Source organism: Trinickia sp. (assembly GCF_051954495.1).
Taxonomy (GTDB): Bacteria; Pseudomonadota; Gammaproteobacteria; order Burkholderiales; family Burkholderiaceae; genus Trinickia.
Genome location: NZ_JBQCHR010000153.1, coordinates 97,130 through 115,002, shown reverse-complemented (window position 1 = coordinate 115,002; position 17,873 = coordinate 97,130). Strand labels below are relative to the sequence as shown.

Below are 17,873 nucleotides of genomic sequence, written 5' to 3'. Positions count from 1 at the left end.
TTGAAACCCCGCCCTTCAGGGCGGTGAGCTGGGACCCCGGCCTGAAGGCCGGGGTTTCAGCGATTCTTTGGGAGGGGTGCAAACCCCTTCCAAAAGTGTTCAGCCAAACCGGCCTGAAGGCCGGTTGTGGACAGTTGCTCGAGGCTGGCCGAAAAATTCGAAAGTGAGGTCGAGTACTGGCGCTTCGTCGAAATCCTCAATCTCTTCAAGGGCGAGATAGACTCGAGGCTCCTCGGGAAAGTGAAGCAAATCAAGCAGTACCGCGATTGGATCGCACATCGAAACCCGAGCAAACCGGCCCCGCTCAAGCCACACCCGAGACGACCTTCGACGTTCTGACGCAGATGATCGAGCAAATCCGGCTCACGCATACTCAGCCTGTCGAAGACGAGGTAATCGAACGACTAACGCTTGCACCCACGCCATAATCCTCCCTTCCGTGCGGCGCGCGCCAAACAAAAAACGGCGGACGCATCAACGACACGCCCGCCCAAGCACGACGAGGAGTTACTTCAAAACGAGTGCCGCATGCCGATCCGCAAATCCGCTTGCGTCGTCGTGGTCGACGGCGCAAAGCTGTATCCGATGACGGCATCGACGCCGCTCGAGGCCTTCAGGTAATCCCCCGAGATATACACATCCGTGCGCTTCGACAGCAGGTAGTGCAAGCCCGCCGACACCTGATTCCAATGGTGCCCCTCGAAGTGCGTGTATTGATACCCGCCGATCGCGCTGAACGCCGGCGTCACATTCCACGCCACCCCGCCCTCGCCCACCTGCATGTGCGACGATTGCCCCAGCGCCTTGATCGTCGTGTACGAATAGTTGCCCATCACCGTCACGGGGCCGAACGCGTAGCTCGCGCCTACGCCGAACGTGCCTTGCTTGTCGACGGGAAACGACGTGCTGGAGAACAGATCCGTCACGGCGCCCGTCGCGGGATCGACACTGACGGTCGGGGCGCCGAGGAACGTGCGCGTGCCGATCATCGCGTATGGATCGAAGGCATAGATGCCGAACGGGTTGTTCAATTGCGTATACGCCGCGCCCATCGTGAACTTGCCGTGCGCATAGTGTGCGCCGACGCTGTAGGCGCTGTTCTGGTGGAAGTTGCCGGCCGTATTGCCGAACGACCACATGCCGCCGAACTTGAAGCCGTCGATGTCGTTGGACAGGAACTTCACCGAATTGGGCAGGCGGTCGCCGTTGAAGCGGTCGAAGTCGCCCTGGTGGATCGCGTACCCGCTGGCCCAGGCCGAGACGTTGTACAGAAACACCATCTCCTCGGTCATGTCCTGCTGATTGCCGAACGATACCGTGCCCCAAGGGCCTGCAAGCCCGACATAGGCCTGCCGCCCGAACTCGGAACCGCCGAACGTGAGCCGCCCCGTACCGAGCTTGAACCCGCTCTCCAACGCAAATACCGCTTTCAGCCCGCCGCCCAGATCCTCGGTGCCCTTAATGCCCCAGCGGTTGCCGTATGAAATGCCGTCGTCGAATTTGACGACATGTGAACCGCCCGTATTGCTGACGTAGGTGATGCCCGCATCGAGGATGCCATACAACGTAACGCTGCTTTGAGCGTGGCCGACGCCGGGCAATCCGGCGAGCGCCAACGCGATACCCGCGCCGATCGGGGTGCGCAATGCTTTCATCATGTGCTCTCGTTATGTTTAAAGGGTGGCGGTCCGTTCAGTGATCGGCAAGCGCGCTGGTCACGGCCTGCAGCCCATTCGCCCCGTTGGCGGTCGTCACGCCGTCGAGCCAAGGACCGAGCAAGTCGGGGTGCGACTTCAGCGCATCGCGCGCGGCGGTGTTCACGTTGACTTTGTCCTGCAGAACGCTGGCGATGATGTGATTCTCCAAGTCCACGCTGAACGTCATCTGCTTGAACAGCCTGCCCAGATTCGCGCATTGGCTCGCGAAGCCCGTCCTCGTGACGGTATTCACCGTCGCCCCGCCGTAGTTCGGGCCGAAGTACGCATCGCCTCCCGACAAATACGTCAAATGGAATTTGGTATTCATCAGGTGAGGCTCCCACGCGAGGAACACGATCCACCGCTTGTCGCGCACGGCGCGTTCGACCTGCGTCAGCATGGCGGTCTCGCTCGAGGCGACGAGCGTCCAGTTGCCGAGGCCGAAGGCCTTGTCCCCGATCATCTTCGTGATGTTCTGATTGGCCGGCGCGCCGGGCTCGATGCCGTAGATCTTGTCGTCGAACTTGTCCGCGTACTTCGCGAGATCGGCGAATGAGTGCACGCCCGCCGCGGCCACGTAGTCGGGCACCGCCAGCGTGAACTTCGCATTCGTCAGGTTGGCGTGCAGCACGTCGATCGAATGGCTATCGACGAACGGCTTCACGAGAGGCCCTTGAGCCGGCATCCAATTGCCCAGGAAGACGTCGACCTGCCCCTTCTTCAACCCCTCGTAGGTGATCGGCACCGACAGATTGGCGACGCTCTGCCGATAGCCGAGCGCTTTGAGCACGACGCCGCTGATGGCGTTCGTCGCATCGATGTCCGTCCAGCCCGGGTCGGCCATGCGAACGTCGGTACAACTGCTCGCCTCGCCCGCCCGCGTCGCCGCCGGCATCGCCGCTGCCACCGCCAGTAGGAACGCTCCAATCAAGCGCCCATATCCCAACTGCCCGCTTCCGTTCATCTCTGCTCCTTCAAGATTGACCTGCGTGTGGTGTGATTCGGTCTCGGTCGGCCGGACGTGCCCGTTATTCTTTTGCGACGCGCGGAAAGCGCGCCATGGCCTCGAGCGTGTCGAGTTCGATGTGATTGCGCATATAGCGCTGGCTCGCGTCGGCAAACGGCTGCCAATCCCAGGCTTGAATGCGTCCCTGGGTAGATGCCGCGTAGTGAAAGCGCCGACGGCGCTGGCTTGCCAATACATCCCGATGTATGGCGTCGATGTCCCAACGCCTCTCGACTTCGGCCCTGAACTGCTCCACTAACGCGGCATGCTCGGGATTCGCGGCGAGATTGACGAGTTCTTTAGGATCGGCGGATAGATCGAACAACTGATCGGGGTCGGCCGGAGTGTGAATGAATTTGTAGCGGCCCCGACGAATCATCACGATCGGGGCGATCGCGCCTTCCGCAAGGTATTCGCCGAAGGTTTCGTCGTGCCCGCCGTCGCCCTGCAAATGCGGAACGAGGCTGCGGCCGTCGACCGGATCGGGCCACGCCGTTTGGCGCTCGCCGGTCGCCAGTTCGACGAGCGTCGGCAGCAGATCGATCGTCGACACCGAACCCGCCACGCGGTGCGGCGTGAAGTGCTTCGGCGCATGAACGATCAGCGGCACGCGGGCTGCGTTCTCGAAAAACGTCATCTTGTACCAAAGGCCGCGTTCGCCGAGCATATCGCCGTGATCGGAAGTCACGACCACGATCGTATCGTCTGCTAGCCCCGTTGCGTCGAGCGCATCGAGGATGGCCCCGAATTGTGAATCCACGTACGACAGAGCGCCGTAGTAGGCACGGCGCGCGTTGCGCACCTGCTCTTCGGTCGGCGGCGTCCGGTCGTTCTCGCAGACATGGCGCAACCGCTTCGAGTGCGGATCGCTTTCGTCGAAGGTGAGCGTCGTGCTCGGCATGTCGATCTCTTCATCGCGATAGAGATTCCAGTACTCGGGCGTAATCGCATACGGATCGTGCGGATGAGTCAGCGACGCGACGACGCAAAACGGCCGCACGTCGGCGCCTGCCTGCTGCTCGCGCGCAATGTCGTAAAGCTTTTGCCGCACGGTGAAGGTGACCTCGTCGTCGAAATCGAGCTGATTCGTGCGCACGCATCGGCCGGCGTCGAGCACCGAGCTCATGTTGTGGTACCAGCTGGGGCGCACCTCCGGGTGATCCCAATCCGGCGCCCAGCCGAAATCGGCCGGGTAGATGTCGGTGGTCAAACGCTCCTCGAATCCATGCAGCTGATCCGGCCCGCAAAAGTGCATCTTGCCCGACAACACGGTGCGGTAGCCGGCCGCACGCAGGTAGTGCGCGAACGTCAAGGTTTGCGCGGGAAATTCGGCCGCGTTATCGTAGGCGCCGATATTCGAGGGCAGCTTGCCGGCCATGAGCGCGAAACGCGACGGCGCGCACAGCGGGCTCGCGCAGTACGCCGAGTCGAACACCACCCCGTCGCGCGCCAGCGCATCGATACGTGGCGTCTTCGACACTGCGTTGCCGTAGGCGCGCAGCGACGACGGCGTCATTTGGTCGGCCATCAAGACGAGAATGTTCTTTCCGGTGTTGGGCTTCATGAACTCGATGTTTAAAATGCGTTGAACGGGCGTCGCCGCGATCGGCCTGGATGCGCCGCTGCTGCACTGCAAGATCGCGACGGCTTGGCGCCGGTGACGTGACGCCAATATGTCGACCCACAATTCGCGTGTGAAGACGGCCGCTATTTATGGCCCCATAAGGCATGCTTATGTCTGAGCAAGACCGTTTGCCCCCGCTGCAGATGCTGTCGGTGTTCGAGTCCGCGGCGCGGCTGGCCAGCTTCACGGCCGCTGCCCGCGAGCTCGGCTCGACGCAGCCGGCCGTGAGCCAGCGCATCGTGCAGTTGGAGGCGGATCTGGGTGTGCCGCTGTTCGAGCGCGGGCATCGCGGCGTCACCTTGACGCCCGATGGCCAACGTCTTTACGAAGCGGTCCGCCAAAGCATCGGGACCATTCGCGATGCCGTGGCCGACATCCGGGCCGCCCGCGCGAAAGGCGCGCTGACGATCGTGACCGACGCCGGCTTCGCCACCTATTGGCTCGTGCCGCGGCTCATGGACTTGCGGCGCTTTCTGCCCGACATCAACGTGAAGGTCGTGACGTCGCAATTGGCATTCGATCCCCGCCGGGACCACGCGGATGTCGCCATCGCATTCGGCGACGGCGATTGGTCGCCGTGCACCGCCACGCGGCTTTTTCAGGAGCAGGTCGTACCCGTTTGCTCGCCCGCCTTTCGGGCGGCGCACCCCGAAATCGCGAGGCCAGCCGATTTGCGCGGCGCGCCGTTGCTGCACGTGCAGCCGGCGCAGCCCGAGCGCTGGATGGGGTGGAACGGTTGGTTCGCGACGCACGGGTTGTCCGCGCCGCCCGACGAACACGGGTCGACCTTCAACAGCTATGCGCTCGTCATGCATGCGGCGCTCACGCATCAGGGGGTGGCGCTAGGATGGCTGCCGCTCGTCGACGAACTCGTGGCCAGCGGCCAACTCGTCACCCTGTTCGACGAGCCGGTCACGACCGCGCGCGGGTATTTTCTCGTGTGTCCGCCAGCGCGGCCCGAAACGCCTGCCGCGCCGGCCTTTCGGCGTTGGCTGTTCGCCGCCTGCGCGGCGAGCCCGGTGACGGCGCAGTAGGTGCGCTTCCGGCTTATGAGCGGTGCAGTCGTCGCCGAACCCACTCGGCGAAAGCTTCGTCTTCCACTCGATAATGGCCAAACAAGGCGCGCGACCACGGCAAAGCGCCAGGGGTCCGGCTCGAGCGTTTCACGGCTGTCACAGCGCCTCGATCAAGTCCTTCCGCTTTGTCCGGCAATACGCGGTGCAGGCGAGATGCGCGGCGCTGGCGGCGGCGTTGACCATCGCACTCGCATTCGTTGGCTTGCAGACCGATACGACGATCGGCGGCGGTACGGGTTTAAGGGGAAGCTCGACGAACTCGCCGGTCTGCAGCTCGTCGGTCACGAATAAGCTCGGGATGCACGCCACGCCGTAGCCGTCCCGAATGAGCTGTACGATCGCGGCCACCGAAGGCGAGCAGGTCGTCCGCGTGTGCTCGGGACTGATTCTCTCCTGCCGCGCAAGCGCCAGCACGATGCTCTGCAGCGCGACTTGCGGCGCCGTACCGCGGCCGAACGTCAAGATCGGACGCTGCAACACGCGCGCCGCAAGTCCGCTCGCGCGCCGCGACAGCAAGCCACGGCGAGCGATCCAGCGCACCGGATAGCTCGCGATCGCGCTCGAGGCGATCTTCGTGCTGTCGATGCCTTCCACCCGTATCGCAAGATCGAGTTCGCCCGCAAGCAGCCGCTGCTGGAGCACCGCACTCGAATCGACCGTCAAATCCACATCGAGCTGCGGGAATTTCGAATTCAAGTGCGTGACGTAGTGCGAAAGCCACGAGTGCACGACCGTCTCGATCACGCCCAGCCGCAGCTTCCCGCCGACGATCACCTCCTGTCCGGCCGCCTCGCGCAACGCGCGCGCCGCGTCGACGACGTTGCGCGCAAGACCGAGCAAACTCTCGCCGGCAGGCGTCAAACGAAACTGCGTCGTCGAACGGTCGATCAGTTCGGTGCGTAGCTCGTCTTCCAGCGACTTGATCCGCAAGGAGATCGTCGCCGGGGTCGCATGCAAGACGCGCGCCGTCGCCCGAAAGCTTTCGAGTTCCGCCAGCGTCACGAACGTTTCGATGAAACGCGTATTCATCGCATTCTTGCGTGCCCGGTATCGCTCTCGACGCGGAATGCCTGCATCGCTTCGCCGAGCTGCTGCGCCTGCTCGTTGAGCGAGACGGCCGCCGCCGCGGCTTGTTCGACCAGCGCGGCATTTTGCTGCGTCGCCCCGTCCATCTGCGAAATCGCGCGATTGACTTCGTCGATGCCGATGCTCTGCTGCGTCGAAGCGCTCGCGATCTCGCCGACGATCGTCGTCACACGCTTGACCGCCGTCACGATCCCGTCCATCGCGGCGCCGGCCGTTTCCGCCAGCGCCGCCCCGCTTTCTACCTGCGTGATGGACGTATCGACGAGCACGCGGATTTCCTTCGCGGCCGCCGCGCTGCGCTGCGCCAAGCTGCGCACCTCGCTCGCCACCACCGCGAAGCCGCGGCCGTTTTCTCCGGCGCGTGCCGCTTCCACCGCCGCGTTCAACGCCAGGATGTTCGTCTGGAACGCGATGCTGTCGATGACCGACGTGATGTCGGCCACCTTCTTCGAACTTTCGGCGATCGCGCGCACCTTGCCCACGACGTCGCCCACCACATTGCCGCCGCGCTCGGCTTCCGACGACGCGCTTGCCGCCACTTCCGTCGCCCGCGAGGCGTTTTCAGCGTTTTGCTTGACGGTCGAGGTCAGCTCATCCATGGCCGCGGCAGTCTGCTCGAGCGAGGCCGCCTGCTGCTCGGTGCGGCTCGACAAATCGCCATTGCCGGTGGCGATTTCGGCCGCGGCCGTGCGTATCGTCTCCGCCGCCGTCTTCACGCGCGAGACCGTGCCCGCCAGCGTGTCGCGCGTGTAAGCGATGGCCGACACGATGCTCTCGTCGTCGCCGTGCGCCACGTCGATGCGCCCCGTCAAATCGCCCGAGGCGATCTGGCGGGCCAGTTCCGCCGCCTTCGCCGGCTCGCCGCCCACCGAACGCCGCACGCTCTTGATCGCGAGGGAAGTCAGCACGGAGATCGCCGCCCCGAGAATGATTAGGACAACCAACGATGTGATCAGCGTGTGATAGAAGGACGCCTGAATGTCATCTTGGTAGACCCCAGCGATGAAATCCCAATTCCACGGCTTATAGCGTTTCACGAAGCCGAGCTTGGAACTGGGCTCCTTCTCGCCCGGTTTCGGCCACCAGTATTCGACGTAGCCCGTCCCGCTCGGCGAGGCGCCGGCTGCCGCGATATCGCGGTAAAGGAAATTTCCCTTGGCATCCTTCCATTGCGACATGTCCTGGCCGTTCAGCTTCGGCGCCATCGGGTGCATGACGACCACCGAGTCGCCGCCGACGACGGTCACGTAGCCGTTGCCGCTATAGCGCAAGTCGGCAATTCGGGCCAACGCTTGCTGCTTGGCCGCGTCGGCGGCGAGCTTGCCGGCCTGCGCGTCGCGATCGAGACCGGCCGCGATCGAATAGGCCATTTCCGCGATATCGGAGAGCGCGTGCTTGCGCTCGGTCAATTGCATGTCGCGCATCTGCATCGCGTGCCAGACAGTCAACGTCAGCAGGCCGAGCCAAGTGAGAAGGAGGGGAATCCAAAGCTTTTGTCGCAGGGTCAAACGAGACATGTGGTTTCTTCCGACGAATGAGGCTTGTTGGTATAGAAGGCGCAGCGAAGGGCGTGGGGCCGCCCTTCTCTGTTAACGGCACTCGAAGGCGGATGTTAAGCGGATCGAGATGTATCGACCGCGCTTTTTCATGCGCGAATTCGACTGCGCGGCGCGGGATAACTCAATCGGGGAACACCCTGCAGCGGCGGCTTCGAACGGCGATTTTTGCTTCATTCGGCAATGACTTAGGCGATCGGTCCCGATGCGGATCCTCTATGTCACGCTGGGGAAAACCCGCACGAAAGCGTTAAGAAAACCTTGACAGCGGCGCACGGAATTCCTTGCTGGCGGAGGATTTTTTTCAAACCTAATCTCCTCACCAAGCTCATCGTCATCAAGGAATGCCGCCATGCCTCAGCGCTTTCGTCAGCTCGTGCGCCATAAGGACTTCAAAGGCCCCACCGCCGGGCAGTGCGGCGAGTATGCCCAAGCCAATCTCGTCATCATCCCGAGCGCCTATGCGCAGGATTTCCTGCGCTTTTGCGTGAGCAATCCCAAAGCGTGTCCGCTGCTCGGCGTGGGCGAACGCGGCCAATGGAATGTGCCGTCGCTCGGGCGGGACTTGGACTTGCGCACGGACGTGCCCGGCTATAACGTCTATCGCGACGGCCGGCTCGCGGAGCAGCCCGACGATATCGTTGGGCTTTGGAACGACGATCTCGTCGCATTCGCGATCGGCTGCTCGTTCTCGTTCGAACAGATGCTGACGCAAGAGCGCATTGCGCTGCGGCACGTCGACGAGGGCGTCAACGTCCCGATGTTTCGCACCCACATCGCCAACGTGAAGGCCGGGCCGTTCGGCGGGCAACTCGTGGTATCGATGCGCCCGATGTCCGGCGCGCACGCGATACGCGCCGTGCAAGTGACGAGCCGCTTTCCGTCCGTGCACGGCGCGCCCGTCCATCTCGGCAGCCCGCGTGCGATCGGCATCGCCGATCTGTCGCGCCCCGACTACGGCGACGCCGTCACGATTTACGAAGATGAAATACCGGTGTTCTGGGCCTGCGGCGTGACGCCGCAAAGCGCGATCGAAGCGGCGAAGCTGCCGTTCGCGATCGCTCATCGCCCCGGGCACATGCTCGTTACCGATATCCCCAACGCATCGCTGGCCGTCCTCTGACGCGCAGCGCGCATCCCAACGCCGTGGTAGAGGAGACAGAGACCATCATGAACACCAAAGCCCATTATCCGAATCGGGAAGCCGTCGACGGACGCGCCGATCCGCCCGCGGCGCCCGGCGACAGCCACGCCCTGTTCGGCTGGTACGGCCACTTGAACAGCAACGAGCGCCGGGCGTTTTGGAGCTGCAAGATCGGCTATGCGCTCGACGCGATGGATACGCAGTTTTTGAGCTTCGTCATTCCCGCGCTGATCGCCACTTGGGGCTTGACCACGGGCGAGGCCGGCCTGATCGGGACCGTCACGCTCTTGATGTCGGCGCTCGGGGGCTGGGTCGCCGGCATCCTGTCCGACAAGTATGGGCGCGTGCGAACGCTGCAGATCACGATCGTCTGGTTCGCGCTCTTCACACTCGCCTGCGCCTTCGCGCAGAACTTCTCCCAGCTGCTGATCGCGCGCGGGTTGATGGGGCTGGGGTTCGGCGGGGAATGGACGGCCGGCGCCGTGCTGATCGGCGAGGTGATTCGCGCCCGCGACCGCGGCAAGGCCGTAGGCATGGTTCAGGCAGGCTGGGCGATCGGCTGGGCCGTCGCGGCGGGGCTCTATACGCTCGTGTTCTCGCTGCTGCCGCACGATATGGCTTGGCGCGCGCTCTTCGCGATCGGCATCCTGCCGGCGCCGTTCGTCATCTTCATTCGGCGCTTCGTCAGCGAACCCGAAGTGCATCGTCTCGCCAAGCAGCACGAACGCGACACGCACACGACGCACTCGTTCATGGAAATTTTCAGCGCGGACATGTGGTTCACGACGCTGCGCACCGCGCTGCTCGCCACGGGCGCACAAGGCGGCTACTACGCAATCACGACCTGGCTGCCGACCTACCTGAAGACCGAGCAACATTTGAGCGTGGTCGGAACGGGTGGGTATCTAGCCGTGATCATCGCGGGCTCGTACGCCGGCTATCTGTTCGGCGCATGGCTCTCCGACCGGATCGGCCGTCGCCGCTCTTTCATCGCCTTCGCCCTGGCGTCGATGATCATCGCCCTGGCCTACACGCACGTGTCGCTCGACAACACACTGCTGCTGATTCTCGGCTTCCCGCTCGGCTTCTTCGCATCGGGCATGTTCGCCGGCATGGGGGCGTTCATGTCGGAGCTGTTCCCCACTCGGGTACGCGGCTCCGGCCAAGGTTTTTGCTACAACTTCGGCCGTGCGGTCGGCGCTGCGTTCCCGTTCCTCATCGGCTACGTCGCGCAGCAAATGTCGCTCGGGTCGGCGATCGGCGCCTTCGCCGCCGGCGCGTATGGGATCGTGATTGTCGCCGCGTTGACGTTGCCGGAAACGCGCGGCGCGCAATTGAAGTACTGATGTGTCAATCCGACGCGCCGAGCAGCCTTAGATACGAGAGCAGGGTTCTGTGCGTCGCCTCGGCAACGCACTTGACGATCGCGCTGTAGTCGCCCCGCACATCCGCCTCGACGAGCGCCGCCTGGTAGCCCTGACGATCCTCCTGCCGAATGACGGCCGGAGGATAGCCGGCCTTCATGAGGTCGAAGTTCAGCAGCAGCCGGGCCGTGCTTCCGTTTCCGTCTGCAAATGGGCGAATCTTGAGGAATCGAGCATGCAGTTCGGCTGCGCGCGCCACCGGATGCATCGTCGCTGCTTGCTCGTACCAAGCGATGAGTCCAGCCATCTCGGCCGGCACCTGCGAAAAATCGGGACTAGTCGTACTCCCCCCGGCGATCGTCGCGTTCTCTTGGCGATAGCGCCCGGCCGCTTGATCGTCGATCCCTTTGAGCACCAGCCGATGAATGTTTTGAATCTGCGGCTCCGACAGCGCCTCATTGCCCGCGACGATCTCTTCGACGTAGAGAATCGCATCGCGGTGATTCGCCGCTTCGCGTTGCTCTCGAAGGGTCTTGCCGTCCACCGTCACGCCCTCGAGCGCTACCTTGGTTTCGAGCACCGTCAGTGTGTTCCCCTCGATTGCGTTCGAATGGTAAGTCCAATCGAGCGTCAACTGCTCGCGCAGCGACTCCAGCGTATGCAGCGGCAGCGGACGCGCGCCGTCGAGCCGAGCTTTGTCGGCATCGACGGCTTGCAGTAAAGACTGTGTAGAGACATCCATCGAATCACCCTTGCGATCGTTAGCGCCACAGAGTATAGCCTCTGCGATGCACCTAAAAGGGGTACAAGGCGCGCGAGCGCGCCGCGCCCTCTGCGCAAGGGTGACTTCGTCCTCTCTCAGCGCATTTCGCGCGCTTCCTTCATCGCCAATATAGGCGCCGCGATCGGGTGCCGTTCTACCTTCACCGTATCGAGCGCGCGCAGAAAATCCTGCGCGTCGAAGATCGCGCCGAGGCTCACCACGCCGCCCTTGCTCGTCGTGCGCCGGCTCGCCAATCGCTCGGCGGCTTCGACGACGATCGGTGCGCTGACCGCATAGATGTCGCGCCCCGCCGCCGTGATGCGACGCGTCGCGCCGCCTTGCTCGATGACGATGTCCATGACGAACTGCTGAGCGGAGCGGCCCTGCTCGTCGCGCGCCTCGGGCGGCGGCGTGTTCGGATTACGAATATCGCGTAGCGCCGACGCCGCAAGCCATGACTCGATCGTATCGACGCGCAGATGACGCGACACCGTCAACACCTCCGTGAACGGAATCATCGTGACATCCATCTCGCCGAGCGGCGTCGGGAACGACCAGGCGGCTTCGGCCGCCGGCAGCGGCAAAGGCGTCAGGGCGCCGCCACGTTGAATGAGGCGCGTCGCGCGATTGCGCTCGCCCGCAACCCGCGTGCCGCGAGTCGGATGCCAGCTGTCGAGTCCGATCGCGATATCGATCCGCTCGATCGGCACATCGGCGTCGACCGCCGCCGTCACAAGCAGATCGGCAAGCCCGCCGTAAAACGCCGCGGCGGGAACGAGCGCCACGCCTGCCTCGCGTGCACGCTCGTCGCGCTGCTCGACGAGTTGCTGGAGCGCGGGCTGCTCGGCCGTCACGTCGAGATACGGAATGCCCGCGCGCAACGCCGCATCGACGATCGGCAGCGCCGTATCGAGAAACGGACCAGCGCAATTGATGACGGCATCCGCGCCGCGCAGCGCGGCGTCGAGCTGCGCGGCATCGTCCATCGCCGCCACTCGCCATACCCCCTCGCGATCATCCGCGATCGATTCCTGCAAGCGCGCCGCGTCCCGCCCAACACGAATGACGCCATGCCCGCGCCGCTTCAATTCCGCGACGACGAAACGCCCCGTGTGGCCCGCAGCCCCGTACACCGCAACAGTCATTCGATCGCTCATCGCTCAACTCCAAGTGGGAATGGCGCATTTATAGTACAGATCTGTAGCGTGGTCAATACAGATCTGTAGCGTCGTCATTCTCGTAGTGCTACCATCGCTTCCCATACACGGCATCCGGAAAATTTCGAGGGCGACCATGGCGAAGAGAGGAGAACAGGCGGCAGCCTCGCCCGCCGACACACGCGAGCGCATTTTGCGCACGGCCAGCGAACTCTTTTATCGCGAGGGCACGCGCGCGGTGGGTGTCGACCTCATCGTGGCGGAATCGGGCGTCGCCAAAACAAGCCTGTATCGGCACTTCGGGACGAAAGACGATCTGATCGAAGCGTTTTTGCTGCGCGAGGACGACGACTTCTGGCGACATTGGGACGCCGTTGCCGCCGAACACGAGGGCGCTCCGCGTGAAGAACTGGATGCGCAGCTTCAGTGGCTCGGCGAACGTATCGCTCGGCCCGGGTATCGCGGTTGCCCGCAGATCAACATCGCGGCGGAGTATGCCGACGACAAACACCCCGCGCGCAAGGTGGCCGTGGCGCATAAGCGTGAACTGCGACGCAGGCTGGCGGAATTGGGGCGTGCCATGCGGCTCGACGATCCCGAGACGTTCGCCTTACGCTTGGGCACGATCATCGACGGCGCGCTGAGCAGCGGGCGCGCGCTGCACGCAGCGGGGCCCGCGAAGTTTCTGCAGGAATTGGCGCAGGCGCTATTACCGAAAAAGCCGAAGCGTTGAACACGCCGCGGCGCGCTCGGTTTGTCCCGCTGTCGGCAATCAATGCTCTAGGCGTTCGAGATAGAGCATTACGCCGCACGGCGGAACGACGGGGCGTGAATTGTCCGCGAAGGATACCTCGAATCGAATCCAGTCCTCGCGGCTCGGCCGGGCTGCACCCTTCCACACCTTGAACGTCAGCGACGCGATATAGTCTCTGGGCAACCGATCGCGCACTTCGACCGTATTGTGTTGCTGGGAAAAGGTGAAAGCGCGCAATCCCATTGGGACTTCCGGGTAATTCGAGCGGGTATCGAGTTCGATGACGCTGCCGAAGGCACCCGCGCCGCTGCACGTAAACTTGAACGCGACGTCCTGCACAAAGTCGTCGACGATTTGCATCGCGTAGTGAAATTCCGCCGCGTAATCGCACGGCGTGGCATTGGCCGGCAGGCCCAGTCGGGCCGGATAGAGGGCAAAGTCCTCTCGGTGCTTGTTCGGAGCATACATTTTCAAACCGCCCATGTCCTGCGCGGGCGCACTGGCGAGAACCGAAGCCTCCGCCGGCGTTTCAGCGAACGATCGTCCATACCCCGCGACGAAATTCAAACTATGCGATCGATGACTAACATTCGGCATGTTGCGTCTCCACGTCTATAAGCGCTTTCGTTGGCGCACTACTCCCCGTATTCGACGCATCATGCCAGATGTCCGTTTCGACTCAAAGACTGCGAGCGGCCCGCCGTCAACCGTCAATCAGCGCCAGCGCATCGGCGCCCGCGGCGATGCGCATGGGGCTCGACGGATCGTTCGCCGCCCGCCACACCGCTTCCACCACATCGATCGAACGCGTGGTCTCGGAGGACTCCCATCCCCCGTAAACGCTTTGGGCGAGTTCTGCATACGGCGCGGGGATGCCGTCTTGCATCCGCGGCTGCGCATTCTCGCGAAAGCGCGTTTCCGGCGCCCGCCCCGGAAGCACGAGCGCCACACGCACGCCGAACTGCTCTAGCTCGAACGCCAGCGATTCCGTGAACGCATTGACGGCCGCCTTGCTGGCCGTATAGATCGACAGCAGCGGCAGCGACTTCAGCGTGACGCTCGACGTCACGTTCACGACCACGCTGGCCCTTCGCTCGCGAAATTGCGGCAGCACGGCGCGCGTCATCGCGATCGTGCCGAACGTATTCGTCTCGAACACGTCGCGGATCACCTCCATCGACATGCCTTCGAGCGCGCCCAGCACCCCCACGCCCGCGTTGTTGACGAGGACGTCGATCGGGCCCGCTTCATCGACCGCCCGGCGGATGCTATCAGCGTCGGTCACGTCGAGCGCCAGCACGCGCAAGCGTTCCGAGCGAGGCAGCAAGTCCTCGCGCGGCGTGCGCATCGTGGCGACGACGCGCCAATCGCGAGCGAGAAAATACCGGGCGATTTCGAGGCCGAATCCGGACGAGCAGCCGGTGATCAGGATGGTTTTCGACATGGAAAGACTCCTACGAGTGGGTTTGGCGTACCGAGACGATAGGCGCTCCCCGCCGGATTCGCTACAATCCTAAGTCCGATTTTCATTCGCGAGAGTCCAGCCCATGGTCGACCCGCTCTCCGAGGTGGTCGCGCTGCTTCAGCCGAGCGCCTCATTCTCGAAAGTCGTCGGCGGCGCCGGCCGCTGGCGCGTACGCCGCGCCGAATCGGGGCAGCCGTTCTACTGCTTGGTCGTCGACGGCGCGTGCTGGCTCGCGGTGGACGGGTACGAGCCAATCACGCTGGTGGCCGGCGACTTCGTCCTCATTCCGTCGGGCTACGGCCGCTCGATGTCGAGCCTCGAAGCGCCTACGCAGAAGGACACCGTCACGGCTCCGGTTCAGCTCGAAGACGGCGAGTTCCGGCTCGGCGAACGACACGGCCCGGCGGACGTTCGTTTCCTGATCGGCCATTGTGTCTTCGGTTCGCCCGATGCCGCATTGCTCGTCTCGCTGCTGCCCAAAGTCGTGCACATTCGCGGCGATCGACGCCTCGCGACGATCGCGCAACTCGTGGGCGAAGAGTCGCGTGCGATGCGGCCCGCGCGCGACGTGGTCCTCGCGCGGCTATTGGAAGTGCTCTTGATCGAAGCGTTGCGATCGACAGCGGGCACCGACGCTTCGCCGGGCCTTTTGCGCGGGCTTGCCGACGAGCGCCTTTCCGCCGCCATTCGACGGATGCACGAGAACCCGCGGCAAGCTTGGACGGTCCCGCAGCTAGCAAAAGAGGCGGCCCTCTCGCGCTCGGCGTTTTTCGAGCGATTCAGCCGTGCGGTGGGCGTGCCGCCGATGGAGTACCTACTCGGTTGGCGCATGGCGATGGCCAAGCACATGCTGCTGCGCAAGGAAGGCAGCGTCGCCGAGGTGGCCGAACGCGTGGGGTATGGTTCCGCCAGCGCGTTCAGCGTCGCGTTCACGCGCTTCGTCGGCGTGCCGCCTACGCGCTATTGCCGCGAGCAAGCGGAAGATAAGGCTGGCCAATCACCCGCGGCGGCGCCCAATACGATCGAGAGCGAAATCGATGCCGATGCCGACACGGATACCGACACCGACGCATTGGAAGACCCCGCCTTGCTGCGCCGCCTGCTGCGAGCCAAGGACCGGATGGACGCGGCATCGCACGAAGTTTGGCCGGTCAAGCGGCTCGCGAAGGTCAGCGGTATCTCGGAAGCGCACTTTGCGCGCTCCTTCAAACGTGCGTTCGGTCTGCCGCCGCACCGCTATCTGTTGACGCGGCGAATCGAACAGGCCACCACGCTCTTGCGCGATACCGATATGAGCATCACCGAAATCGCCTTCGCCACGGGCTGGGAAAGCCTCGGCACGTTCGGCCGAATTTTTCGCGACGTGACGGGGCAAAACCCTGGCGCGCTGCGTCAGCAAGCCCAGATGAATATTCCCAACCTCGCCCTCATGCCCGCCTGCGTCGCGAAGGCCGCGCAGCGGCCGGACCTCAAGGTGGCAGTTTCGGAGAAGCGACGCCGTGCCGCCGCGGATACAGTGCCGTCACCAACAAAGGAGGCGTCATGAACGAAAGTGTCAATGTGGTGGGCATCTATGTCGACGATCAAGACGAAGCGCTCGCGTTTTATGTCGATAAACTCGGCTTCAAGGTTCATTCCGACGTGCGCAACGGCAATTACCGCTGGCTTACCGTGCAGCACCCCGATCAACCTTCGTTCCAACTGGGCCTATTCATGCCTGGGCCGCCGATGCACGACGAGGCCACGGCGCAAACGCTGCGCGCGATGGTCGCCAAGGGGGCGATGCCTCCGCTCGTGCTGTCCGTCGACGACTGCCGCGCGACCTACGAGCGCCTGCGCGAGCGCGGCGTGGAATTCACGCAAGCGCCGGTCGATCGGTACGGCAATGTCGATGCCGGTTTTCGCGATCCGGCCGGCAACGGATGGAAGATGATCGAAAGCGCGAAGGTCAAGGCATGAGCGTCGCCGCCGTCATTCGTCGTTTTTGTCGATGGCGCCCTCGATACGTGCGGTCCGCGTAGCGTCGGCTAGCCGTTCGCGACGACGAACTGCGCGGGCACGCTGGCGGACAGCACGAGATCGGCGTTGATCAAATCGTTCTCGTCCAGCTTTTCTCGTATGGCCGCCTGATCCATGCCGTACCCTCGCCATCGCGCGATCAAGCGCTCGATCAGCACTTCGCGCGGCACATCGAGCATGACCGTGACGTCGAAGCGGCGCTGCAGCGGCAACCAGGCAGGATCGTCGAGCAGCAAGTAGTTGCCTTCGACCAAGACGATCCGCGCCGAAGCCGGAATGATGGCCGCGCCGGCGCGCGCGATCTCGAGCGAGCGATCGAAAACGGGCACGGCGATGTCCTCGCCTTCGTCGGCGCGCAGGCGATCGACCATGGCGACAAGGCCGCCCACATCGAACGTGAACGGCGCGCCCTTGCGCGGTCGATGGCCGCGCGCTTCCAATACGCGATCGTCGAAGTGGTAGCCGTCCATGGCCAGCACGCAAGCCAAGCCAGGGCGATCGGCGTTCAGTTGTTCGGCAAGCGATTCGACGAAGGTGCTCTTACCCGATCCGGGCGCTCCCGCGATGGCGACCACGCGGCGCGCCGTGCGTTGCGAGCGGTGAAGGTGTTCGGTTAACTGGGGGAGATCGAGGCGGTGTTGTTCGGGTTGGGTGCGGTCCACGGCAAGCGGCTCCGTTAAGAAGGCGTCGACGCCGGCCTCGCTGCGAACCGAGCAGCGCGCGGCGTACTGATCTGCGTATCGATGCTAGATCGTAGCAGCCTTCTTGGAGCGCGCGCTCGCGACGAACATGGTCGGCGTCATCCCGCACATCCGCTTGAAATGCCGGCCGAAATGGCTTTGATCGAAAAAACCGACTTCGGTGGCCACGGCCACGCTCGGCACGCCCGCCAGCAGCAGCGCTTGCGCCCGCGCGATGCGCAAGCCGCACAGATAGCGATAGGGCGACGAGCCGAAACGCTCTCGAAACGCCGTCGCGAAGCGAGAAATACTGAGCGCGGCGGGCGCGGCCATTTGCTGGAGCGTCAGCGGCTCCGCGAAATGCGCCTCGATAAACGCCCGCGCTTGATCCAAGCCTTCTGTTCGCTTCATCAGATTTTGCTCCGAGAGACCTCGGACTTTAGTCCGAGGAGGTAAGGAGCGCCGCCGCAAGACGGCATTTT

18 protein-coding genes and 1 pseudogene are annotated in these 17,873 nt (G+C 63.8%); 8 read left to right on the top strand and 11 right to left on the bottom strand.

From position 1 onward, the window contains the following. Nucleotides 1–266: 266 nt before the first annotated feature. On the top strand, nt 267–428 hold the full coding sequence (locus ACTHNR_RS21075) for a hypothetical protein (protein ID WP_440549597.1): 162 nt from the start codon (nt 267–269) through the stop codon (nt 426–428). Between the two features lie 84 nt (nt 429–512). On the opposite strand, the gene ACTHNR_RS21070 is transcribed toward ACTHNR_RS21075, so the two are convergent. The 3 genes from ACTHNR_RS21070 to betC all read right to left on the bottom strand — a co-directional run bounded on the left by ACTHNR_RS21070 (nt 513) and on the right by betC (nt 4,267). Beyond that, the gene (locus ACTHNR_RS21070) at nt 513–1,655 is read right to left on the bottom strand and encodes a porin (protein ID WP_440549611.1); all 1,143 of its coding nucleotides are present in this window, start codon (nt 1,653–1,655) and stop codon (nt 513–515) included. A 37-nt stretch (nt 1,656–1,692) separates the two neighbouring features. Further along, nucleotides 1,693–2,661 (bottom strand): choline ABC transporter substrate-binding protein, encoded by a 969-nt coding sequence (gene choX / locus ACTHNR_RS21065; RefSeq protein WP_440549595.1) that lies wholly within the window; start codon nt 2,659–2,661, stop codon nt 1,693–1,695. A gap of 64 nt (nt 2,662–2,725) precedes the next feature. Next, the gene (gene betC, locus ACTHNR_RS21060) at nt 2,726–4,267 is read right to left on the bottom strand and encodes a choline-sulfatase (protein ID WP_440549593.1); all 1,542 of its coding nucleotides are present in this window, start codon (nt 4,265–4,267) and stop codon (nt 2,726–2,728) included. A 170-nt stretch (nt 4,268–4,437) separates the two neighbouring features. Between betC and ACTHNR_RS21055 the strand changes: the two genes are divergently transcribed. Further along, a complete protein-coding gene (locus ACTHNR_RS21055) occupies nt 4,438–5,361 on the top strand; it encodes a choline sulfate utilization transcriptional regulator (RefSeq protein ID WP_440549592.1) in 924 nt (307 codons plus the stop codon). A gap of 138 nt (nt 5,362–5,499) precedes the next feature. Here ACTHNR_RS21055 and ACTHNR_RS21050 read toward each other — a convergent pair whose 3' ends face one another. Together ACTHNR_RS21050 and ACTHNR_RS21045 are read right to left on the bottom strand one after the other, a co-directional pair. Further along, nucleotides 5,500–6,432, bottom strand: a complete 933-nt coding sequence (locus ACTHNR_RS21050) for a LysR family transcriptional regulator (RefSeq protein ID WP_440549591.1) — start codon at nt 6,430–6,432, stop codon at nt 5,500–5,502. Continuing rightward, the gene (locus ACTHNR_RS21045) at nt 6,429–8,006 is read right to left on the bottom strand and encodes a methyl-accepting chemotaxis protein (RefSeq protein WP_440549590.1); all 1,578 of its coding nucleotides are present in this window, start codon (nt 8,004–8,006) and stop codon (nt 6,429–6,431) included. Before ACTHNR_RS21045 ends, ACTHNR_RS21050 begins: the two co-directional genes overlap by 4 nt. 352 nt (nt 8,007–8,358) lie before the next feature. On the opposite strand from ACTHNR_RS21045, the gene ACTHNR_RS21040 reads away from it, so the two are divergent. Then, nucleotides 8,359–9,168: a putative hydro-lyase gene (locus ACTHNR_RS21040; RefSeq protein ID WP_440549609.1), complete on the top strand. Its 810-nt coding sequence runs from the start codon at nt 8,359–8,361 to the stop codon at nt 9,166–9,168. A gap of 47 nt (nt 9,169–9,215) precedes the next feature. Further along, a complete protein-coding gene (locus ACTHNR_RS21035; RefSeq protein WP_440549589.1) occupies nt 9,216–10,535 on the top strand; it encodes an MFS transporter in 1,320 nt (439 codons plus the stop codon). A 4-nt stretch (nt 10,536–10,539) separates the two neighbouring features. Here ACTHNR_RS21035 and ACTHNR_RS21030 read toward each other — a convergent pair whose 3' ends face one another. Together ACTHNR_RS21030 and ACTHNR_RS21025 are read right to left on the bottom strand one after the other, a co-directional pair. Then, nucleotides 10,540–11,295, bottom strand: a complete 756-nt coding sequence (locus tag ACTHNR_RS21030; RefSeq protein ID WP_440549588.1) for a Fic family protein — start codon at nt 11,293–11,295, stop codon at nt 10,540–10,542. 116 nt (nt 11,296–11,411) lie between these two features. Beyond that, on the bottom strand, nt 11,412–12,473 hold the full coding sequence (locus ACTHNR_RS21025) for a saccharopine dehydrogenase family protein (protein WP_440549587.1): 1,062 nt from the start codon (nt 12,471–12,473) through the stop codon (nt 11,412–11,414). Nucleotides 12,474–12,609: 136 nt separating this feature from the next. On the opposite strand from ACTHNR_RS21025, the gene ACTHNR_RS21020 reads away from it, so the two are divergent. Then, entirely contained in the window at nt 12,610–13,206 is a 597-nt protein-coding gene (locus ACTHNR_RS21020) for a TetR/AcrR family transcriptional regulator (RefSeq protein WP_440549586.1), read from the top strand. A gap of 39 nt (nt 13,207–13,245) precedes the next feature. Here the strand turns inward: ACTHNR_RS21020 and ACTHNR_RS21015 are convergent, their stop codons facing one another. Together ACTHNR_RS21015 and ACTHNR_RS21010 are read right to left on the bottom strand one after the other, a co-directional pair. Then, a complete protein-coding gene (locus tag ACTHNR_RS21015; protein WP_440549585.1) occupies nt 13,246–13,794 on the bottom strand; it encodes a hypothetical protein in 549 nt (182 codons plus the stop codon). 136 nt (nt 13,795–13,930) lie between these two features. Further along, entirely contained in the window at nt 13,931–14,671 is a 741-nt protein-coding gene (locus ACTHNR_RS21010) for an SDR family oxidoreductase (RefSeq protein WP_440549584.1), read from the bottom strand. A 103-nt stretch (nt 14,672–14,774) separates the two neighbouring features. Between ACTHNR_RS21010 and ACTHNR_RS21005 the strand changes: the two are divergent. The 3 genes and pseudogenes from ACTHNR_RS21005 to ACTHNR_RS20995 all read left to right on the top strand — a co-directional run. After that, a pseudogene (locus ACTHNR_RS21005) lies at nt 14,775–15,671 on the top strand (cupin domain-containing protein); the annotation flags it as partial. 54 nt (nt 15,672–15,725) lie between these two features. Continuing rightward, a complete protein-coding gene (locus ACTHNR_RS21000; protein ID WP_440549607.1) occupies nt 15,726–16,238 on the top strand; it encodes a helix-turn-helix transcriptional regulator in 513 nt (170 codons plus the stop codon). Next, entirely contained in the window at nt 16,235–16,651 is a 417-nt protein-coding gene (locus ACTHNR_RS20995; protein WP_440549583.1) for a VOC family protein, read from the top strand. The genes ACTHNR_RS21000 and ACTHNR_RS20995 overlap by 4 nt, the downstream gene beginning before the upstream one ends. A 68-nt stretch (nt 16,652–16,719) precedes the next feature. Here ACTHNR_RS20995 and ACTHNR_RS20990 read toward each other — a convergent pair whose 3' ends face one another. Both ACTHNR_RS20990 and ACTHNR_RS20985 read right to left on the bottom strand, forming a co-directional pair. Then, nucleotides 16,720–17,373: a nucleoside/nucleotide kinase family protein gene (locus tag ACTHNR_RS20990; RefSeq protein ID WP_440549582.1), complete on the bottom strand. Its 654-nt coding sequence runs from the start codon at nt 17,371–17,373 to the stop codon at nt 16,720–16,722. 84 nt (nt 17,374–17,457) lie between these two features. After that, the gene (locus ACTHNR_RS20985; RefSeq protein WP_440549581.1) at nt 17,458–17,802 is read right to left on the bottom strand and encodes a helix-turn-helix domain-containing protein; all 345 of its coding nucleotides are present in this window, start codon (nt 17,800–17,802) and stop codon (nt 17,458–17,460) included. Nucleotides 17,803–17,873: the final 71 nt, after the last annotated feature.